The organism is Xanthobacter sp. BG11Y11_SDJG, from assembly GCF_057364445.1.
Map to the genome: position 1 here is coordinate 1 of NZ_JBNFNU010000221.1, position 7,005 is coordinate 7,005.

The window sequence follows — 7,005 nt, forward strand, 5'->3', positions numbered from 1 at the left end:
CGGGGCGCGCCGGGCGAGCGGGCCATGGAAAGGCTTCGCGACCCGGACCGACCCGCGCGCGAGGAGTGGAGGGGCGCGCCGGCGCGCCCCGGGGAACAACAGACTCCGGCGGCGCGCCTTCCTGTTGGTGCGATCCTTGCCTTAAGGGTGGGGCCAGAACTTGGGACAGTCATGGCCAGCGACCTCACCTTGCGCATCGTGATCGTCGACGAGAGCCCCGTGCGCGCGGCCATCCTGGAGGAGGGGCTGCGCGAGGCGGGGTTCGAGAACGTGCTGCGCCTGGGGGGGCGGCACAATCTGCTGGAGCGCATCTATGCCATCGATCCGGACGTGATCCTGATCGATCTCGAAGACCCCTCCCGCGACACCATCGAGCAGATGTTCCAGGTGAGCCGCGAGGTGAAGCGCCCGGTGGCCATGTTCGTCGACCAGTCGGACCGCAGCACCATCGAGGCGGCGATCGAGGCGGGCGTCGCCTCCTACGTGGTGGACGGGCTCAGGAAGGACCGGGTGAAGCCGATCCTGGAGACCACCATCTCGCGCTTCCGCGCCTTCGCCCGCCTCAAGGCGGAGCTGGAGGAGGCGAAGAGCCAGCTGGAAGAGCGCAAGCTCGTGGACCGCGCCAAGATGATCCTCATGAAGCTGAAGGGCATCGGCGAAGAGGAGGCGTACGGCCTGCTGCGCCGCACCGCGATGAACGAGAAGAAGCGCATCGCCGACATCGCCCAGTCCATCATCACCGCGTCGGAGCTTCTGCGATGAGACGGCTCGCCATCGGCTTCATCCCCCTCACCGATGCCGCCGTGCTGATCGCCGCCGCGGAGCGCGGCTTCGCCATGGCCGAGGGCATCGAGATCGACCTGCACCGGGAGGTGTCCTGGGCCAATATCCGCGACAAGGTGAATATCGGCCTGCTCGACGGCGCCCACATGCTGGGGCCGCTCGCCATCGCCTCCTCGCTGGGCCTCGGGCACGTCAGGGTGCCGCTGGTGGTGCCGTTCGCGCTCAATCTCAATGGCAGCGCCATCACCATCGACAAGCATGTCTATGCCGCCATGGGCGAGGTGGGCGAGGACCTCGCCAGCGCCCTGGGCGCCGCCCGCGCGCTCGGCAAGGTGGTGCGCCAGCGCCGCGCCGAGGGGCGCGACCCGCTGACCTTCGCGGCGGTCTACGCCTTCTCCACCCACACCTACCTCATCCGCCACTTCCTCAAGGGCGGCGGCGTGGACCCGGACCGCGACGTCAGGCTCGTGGTGGTGCCCCCGCCCTTCATGGTGGAGAGCCTGCGCGGCGGGCTGATCCACTCCTTCTCCGTGGGCTCGCCCTGGAATTCGGTGGCGGTGGACGCGGACGTGGGCCGCATCGCCGTGCTGGGGGCGGAGGTGTTCGGCTGGGTGCCGGAGAAGGTGCTGGGCGTGCACGCCCGTTTCGCCAATGCCGAGCCGGAGGTGCTGCATCGCCTGGTGCGCGCGCTGCACGCCGCCGCCTTCTGGTGCGAGGACCCGGCCAACCACGAGGACCTTGCCCGGCTGCTCGGCGAGCCGCGCCACCTGAACCTGCCCGCCGACGTGCTGCGCCGGACCCTGGACGGACGCCTGCATTCCGCCCCCGGCGGGGCGCGGCGCGCCCATCCCGACTATCTGGTGCTGAACCGCGACGGCGCCAACCGGCCCTCCATCGACCACGCGCTGTGGATCTATTCGCAGATCGTCGAGGCCGGCCAGGGCGAGTTCTCCCCCGACGCCGCGCGCGAGGCCATGGGGGTCTACCGGCCCGACATCTTCGACGCGGCGGTGGGGCCGGTGCCGGTGTTCAAGCCGCAGCCGGACTGCGTCGGGACCCAGTTCGGCACCGTGTTCGACCAGGACACCTTCCTCGCCCGCAAGGGGTGAGGTCGCCCGCGCCGCTCCGCAAGCCGTTCGGGGCCGCCATGGCCCGAACCGCCGTCATGCTTTCTCTCCGCCGTCATGCCCCGGCTCGTCCGGGGCATCCACGCCGCCCCCCTCACCGCCGTCATGCTCCGACTTGATCGAAGCATCCATGCCACCTCCCCACCGAGCCCCCGGCCGCCGGATGGGCCCTCCGGTCAAGCCGGAGGGCGACGGTGGGGAGGGAGGAAAAGGCGGGGAATGACGGCGCCGCAGGCGCTCCCGAAGGCCGGCTCCGGATTCTCCCAGCCTCTTCGCACCGCACAATCGGGCGGCACCTGCCTGCGTTTTCTGCACGCCCTGCAGGCGCCGGCGGTAATGCATAGTTTTTAATCGTCGGAGAATCTCGATCCATTCCAGGATGATAGGCCGCCGCCGGCGCGCGCCTCGATCTGGCACGCGTTTTGTATGAGGAGACGTGAGCGCAGTCAACGACGACCGCGCCGCCAAATTCGTCCCAATGACGGGACCCGCAGCAGAGCCGCTGACACCGATGGCCGAAGGCCGTCGTGATGTCTGCGGCTTTTTTCGTTTCGGGTCCCTGCGATCGCCTGCCCATCCAGAGGGGAATCAATGAGCGACGACACAAAGGTTCAGTCCGCTGCCGCCACCGCCGATTCCACCGTCGCCGGGGTGTCCCGCCGGTCCCTGCTGAAGGGTTCGGCGGCCGCGCTCGGCACCGCCGCCTTGTTCGAGAGCATCCGCATGGCCTTCCCGGGCGGGGTGCCCTATGCCCACGCCGCCGAGGCGCCCGAGACCACCAAGGCGACGCTGGGCTTCATCGCCCTCACCGACGCGGCGCCGCTGTTCGTCGCCAAGGAGAAGGGCCTGTTCGACAAATACGGCATGACCGACGTGACGGTTGCCAAGCAGGCCTCCTGGGGCACCACCCGAGACAACCTGGTGCTCGGCTCCGAGGGCAATGGCATCGACGGCGCCCACATCCTTACCCCGATGCCGTACCTGATCTCGGCCGGCAAGGTGACGCAGAACAACGTGCCCACCCCCATGTACATCCTGGCGCGCCTCAATCTGGACAGCCAGTGCATCTCGGTGGGCCAGGAATATATCGACCTCAAGATCGGCCTCGACACCAAGCCCTTCAAGGAGGCGCTGGAGAAGAAGAAGGCCTCGGGCAAGCCCATCAAGGCGGCCATGACCTTCCCGGGCGGCACCCATGACCTGTGGATCCGCTATTGGCTCGCCGCCGGCGGCATCGATCCCGACAAGGACATCGAGACCATCGTCGTCCCGCCGGCCCAGATGGTGGCCAACATGAAGGTGGGCACCATGGACTGCTTCTGCGTCTGCGAGCCGTGGAACGAGCAGCTGGTGCACCAGAAGATCGGCTACACCGCGCTGACCACCGGCGAGCTCTGGAACAAGCATCCCGAGAAGGCCTTCGGCATGCGCGCCGCCTATGTGGACAAGAATCCCAAGGCCGCCAAGGCGCTGCTGAAGGCGGTGATGGAAGCGCAGATGTGGTGCGAGAAGATGGAGAACCGCGCGGAAGTCGCGGCCATCTGCGCCAAGCGCCAGTGGATCAACGTGCCGGTCGCCGACGTGGTGGACCGCATGAAGGGCGACTTCGACTACGGCACCGGCAAGGTGGTGAAGAACTCGCCGCACATCATGAAGTACTGGGCCGACCACGCCTCCTATCCGTTCCAGAGCCACGATCTGTGGTTCATCACCGAGGACCAGCGCTGGAACAAGTTCGAGGCCGACCTCGATGCCAAGGCGCTGATCAAGAAGGTGAACCGCGAGGACCTGTGGCGCGAGGCGGCGAAGGAGCTGTCGGTGCCGGCGGCGGAGATCCCCACCTCCACCTCGCGCGGCAAGGAGACCTTCTTCGACGGCAAGGTGTTCGATCCCGAGAACCCCGCCGCCTACCTCGCCTCGCTCGACATCAAGCGCATCGCGTGACAGCCGGGCCGCCCGCGGGGCGGCCCCACTCCTCCCCTTCGCCGCACGGAGCGAGCCCGATGAACATGACCGTCCGCAAACTGCATGAGGGGGCACCCGCCGCTGCGGCCCCTGCCGTCCCCGCCGCCGTGGTCGCGCTCCCCGCGCCGAAGCGCGCTCCGGTGGGCGAGAAGCTGCTGGCCTATCTCAAGATGGTGGCGGCGAACGTGATCCCGCCCTTCCTGGTGCTCGCCTTCCTGGTGGCGCTGTGGGAGATGCTGTGCAGCGCCCCCGGCGCCTCGCTGCCGCCGCCCTCCGCGATCATCCAGAATTCGTGGGAGCTGATCGCCGATCCGTTCTACGACCGGGGCGGCCTCGACAAGGGCCTGTTCTGGCACATCCTCGCCTCGCTCCAGCGCGTGGCGGTGGGCTACAGCCTCGCCGCCGTGGTGGGGGTGGCGCTCGGCACCCTCATCGGCCAGTCCACCTGGGCCATGCGCGGGCTCGACCCGCTGTTCCAGGTGCTGCGGACGGTGCCGCCGCTGGCCTGGCTGCCGCTCTCGCTCGCCGCCTTCCGCGACGGCCAGCCGGCCGCCGTGTTCGTGATCTTCATCACCGCCATCTGGCCGATCATCATCAACACCGCGGTGGGCATCCGCAACATCCCGCAGGATTACCGCAACGTGGCCGCGGTGCTGCGGCTGAATCCCATCGAATTCTTCCTGAAGATCATGATCCCGGCCGCCGCGCCCTACATCTTCACCGGTCTTCGCATCGGCATCGGCCTCAGCTGGCTGGCGATCATCGCGGCGGAGATGCTGATCGGCGGCGTCGGCATCGGCTTCTTCATCTGGGATGCCTGGAACTCGTCGCTCATCGGCGACATCATCGTGGCGCTCATCTATGTCGGCATCGTCGGCTTCGTGCTCGACCGCATCATTGCCGCCATCGGCGCCTTCGTCACCCGCGGCACCGCCGCTTCCTGAGGAGGCCGACATGGGCGCCTATCTGAAGCTCGATCACATCGACAAGACCTTCACCCGCGGGTCCGCCTCCACCAATGTGCTGAAGGAGGTGACGCTCGACATCGAGAAGGGCGAGTACGTCTCCATCATCGGCCATTCGGGCTGCGGCAAGTCCACCTTGCTCAACATCGTCGCCGGCCTCACCGGCGCCAGCGCCGGGGGTGTGATCCTCGACGGGCGGGAGGTGAACTCGCCCGGACCGGACCGCGCGGTCGTGTTCCAGAACCACTCGCTCTTGCCCTGGCTCACGGTCTACGAGAACGTGCGCCTGGCGGTGGACAAGGTGTTCTCCGGCACCCGCTCCAAGGCCGAGCGGCACAGCTGGACCCTGCACAATCTCGACCTCGTGCAGATGGGCCACGCCAAGGACAAGCGCCCCGCGGAGATTTCCGGCGGCATGAAGCAGCGCGTCGGCATCGCCCGCGCGCTCGCCATGGAGCCGAAGGTGCTGCTGCTCGACGAGCCGTTCGGCGCGCTCGACGCCCTCACCCGCGCCCATCTCCAGGACAGCGTGATGCAGATCCACGCGGCGCTGGGCAACACCATCCTCATGATCACCCACGACGTGGACGAGGCGGTGCTGCTCTCCGACCGCATCGTGATGATGACCAACGGCCCCTCCGCGCGCATCGGCGAGGTGCTGGAGGTGAAGCTCGCCCGGCCGAGGAAGCGCCTCGATCTGGTGACCAACGCCACCTACCTCAAGGCGCGCGAGGCGGTGCTGAAGTTCCTCCACGAGCGCCACCGCTTCGTCGAGGCGGCCTGAGGCCGGGCGACCAGGGAGCAGAACCATGGGCGCCCCGCTCCTCATCGTCGGCAACGGCATGGCCGCGGCGAAGCTCTGCGAGGAGCTGAGCGCCCGCGCGCTCGGGCGCCATGCGGTGTGCGTGATCGGCGCCGAGCCGCACCTCGCCTACAACCGGGTGCTGCTCTCCGAGGTGCTGGCCGGCCGCATGCAGGCGGAGGAGGCGCAGATGAAGCCGGCCGTGTGGTGGCGGGCCAAGGGCGTGACGCTGCAATACGGCACCCCCGTCGCCGCCATCGACCGCGCCGGCCGCGCCGTGGTGCTGGTGGACGGGCGTCGCCTGCCGTTCGCGCATCTGGTGCTCGCCACCGGGTCCAAACCGATCCGCCTGCCGCTGCCGGGCATGGAGCTGCCCGGCGTCCACACCTTCCGCGATCTCGGCGACGTTCAGGCGCTGCTCGCCGCCGCCCATGGGACGGGCACCGCGCGGTGGTGATCGGCGGAGGCCTGCTCGGCCTCGAAGCGGCAGCGGGCCTCGCCGGCGCCGGGGTCGACACCACCCTGGTCCACCTCATGGACCGCCTGATGGAGCGCCAGCTCGACGCCCCCGCCGCCGCCTGCTGCGGCAGGCGGTGGAGGCGCGGGGCGTGAGAGTGGAACTTGGCGCCGCCAGCGACGCGGTTCTGGGCGCGGACCGGGTGGAAGGCCTGAGACTCAAGGACGGGCGCACCTTGCCGGCCGACCTGCTGGTGGTGGCCTGCGGCGTCGCCCCCAATTGCGATCTCGCCCGCGCCGCCGGCCTCGCGGTGGGGCGCGGGGTGCAGGTGGACGACACGCTCTCGACCAGCGATCCCGCCATCTCCGCCATCGGCGAATGCTGCGAGCATCGCGGCATCACCTACGGCCTCGTCGCCCCGGCCTACGAACAGGCGGCAGTGCTGGCGCGGCGCCTCGCGGGGGAGGACGCGCGCTATGCGGGATCGGTGGTCTCCACCAATCTCAAGGTCTCCGGTGTCCACGTCTTCTCCGCCGGCGACGTCTCAGGCGGACCGGACGGCGAGGACATCGTGCTTTTCGACCGCCGGCTCGGCCTCTACCGCCGACTGGTGATCCGCGACGGCGTGCTCGCCGGGGCGGTGATGTTCGGCGATACGGCCGATGGAAAATACTACCTTCAACTGATCTCGGACCGTACCCCCATCGCCCCGCTGCGCACGGAGCTGGCCTTTGGCCGGCCCGTGCCGGCGGCCGCCTGAGGCCGGGCCGGGACACCGCCGCGACAGAACGGAAAAGAACAATGGGTGGAGATTCAGCCTCGATCAGAGCGCTATCTGGAGGGCTTCGTCTCCGGTGCGCAGGCCGGCCCGCGCCGGGCGCGGCCTCGCCGCCTGCCGGCGCACCG

General features: G+C 69.1%; 5 protein-coding genes and 1 pseudogene. All 6 read left to right on the forward strand.

All coding sequences use genetic code 11. From position 1 onward, the window contains the following. Positions 1–171: 171 nt before the first annotated feature. The gene (locus AC2W7M_RS16505; RefSeq protein WP_486133346.1) at positions 172–762 is read left to right on the forward strand and encodes an ANTAR domain-containing response regulator; all 591 of its coding nucleotides are present in this window, start codon (positions 172–174) and stop codon (positions 760–762) included. Beyond that, entirely contained in the window at positions 759–1,892 is a 1,134-nt protein-coding gene (locus tag AC2W7M_RS16510) for a CmpA/NrtA family ABC transporter substrate-binding protein (protein ID WP_486133348.1), read from the forward strand. The genes AC2W7M_RS16505 and AC2W7M_RS16510 overlap by 4 nt, the downstream gene beginning before the upstream one ends. A gap of 609 nt (positions 1,893–2,501) precedes the next feature. Continuing rightward, positions 2,502–3,854 (forward strand): CmpA/NrtA family ABC transporter substrate-binding protein, encoded by a 1,353-nt coding sequence (locus AC2W7M_RS16515; RefSeq protein ID WP_486133350.1) that lies wholly within the window; start codon positions 2,502–2,504, stop codon positions 3,852–3,854. Positions 3,855–3,913: 59 nt separating this feature from the next. After that, on the forward strand, positions 3,914–4,819 hold the full coding sequence (gene ntrB, locus AC2W7M_RS16520; protein WP_486133352.1) for a nitrate ABC transporter permease: 906 nt from the start codon (positions 3,914–3,916) through the stop codon (positions 4,817–4,819). A gap of 10 nt (positions 4,820–4,829) precedes the next feature. After that, a complete protein-coding gene (locus AC2W7M_RS16525; protein ID WP_486133354.1) occupies positions 4,830–5,624 on the forward strand; it encodes an ABC transporter ATP-binding protein in 795 nt (264 codons plus the stop codon). 25 nt (positions 5,625–5,649) lie between these two features. Next, positions 5,650–6,859, forward strand: a pseudogene (locus AC2W7M_RS16530) (NAD(P)/FAD-dependent oxidoreductase). Positions 6,860–7,005: the final 146 nt, after the last annotated feature.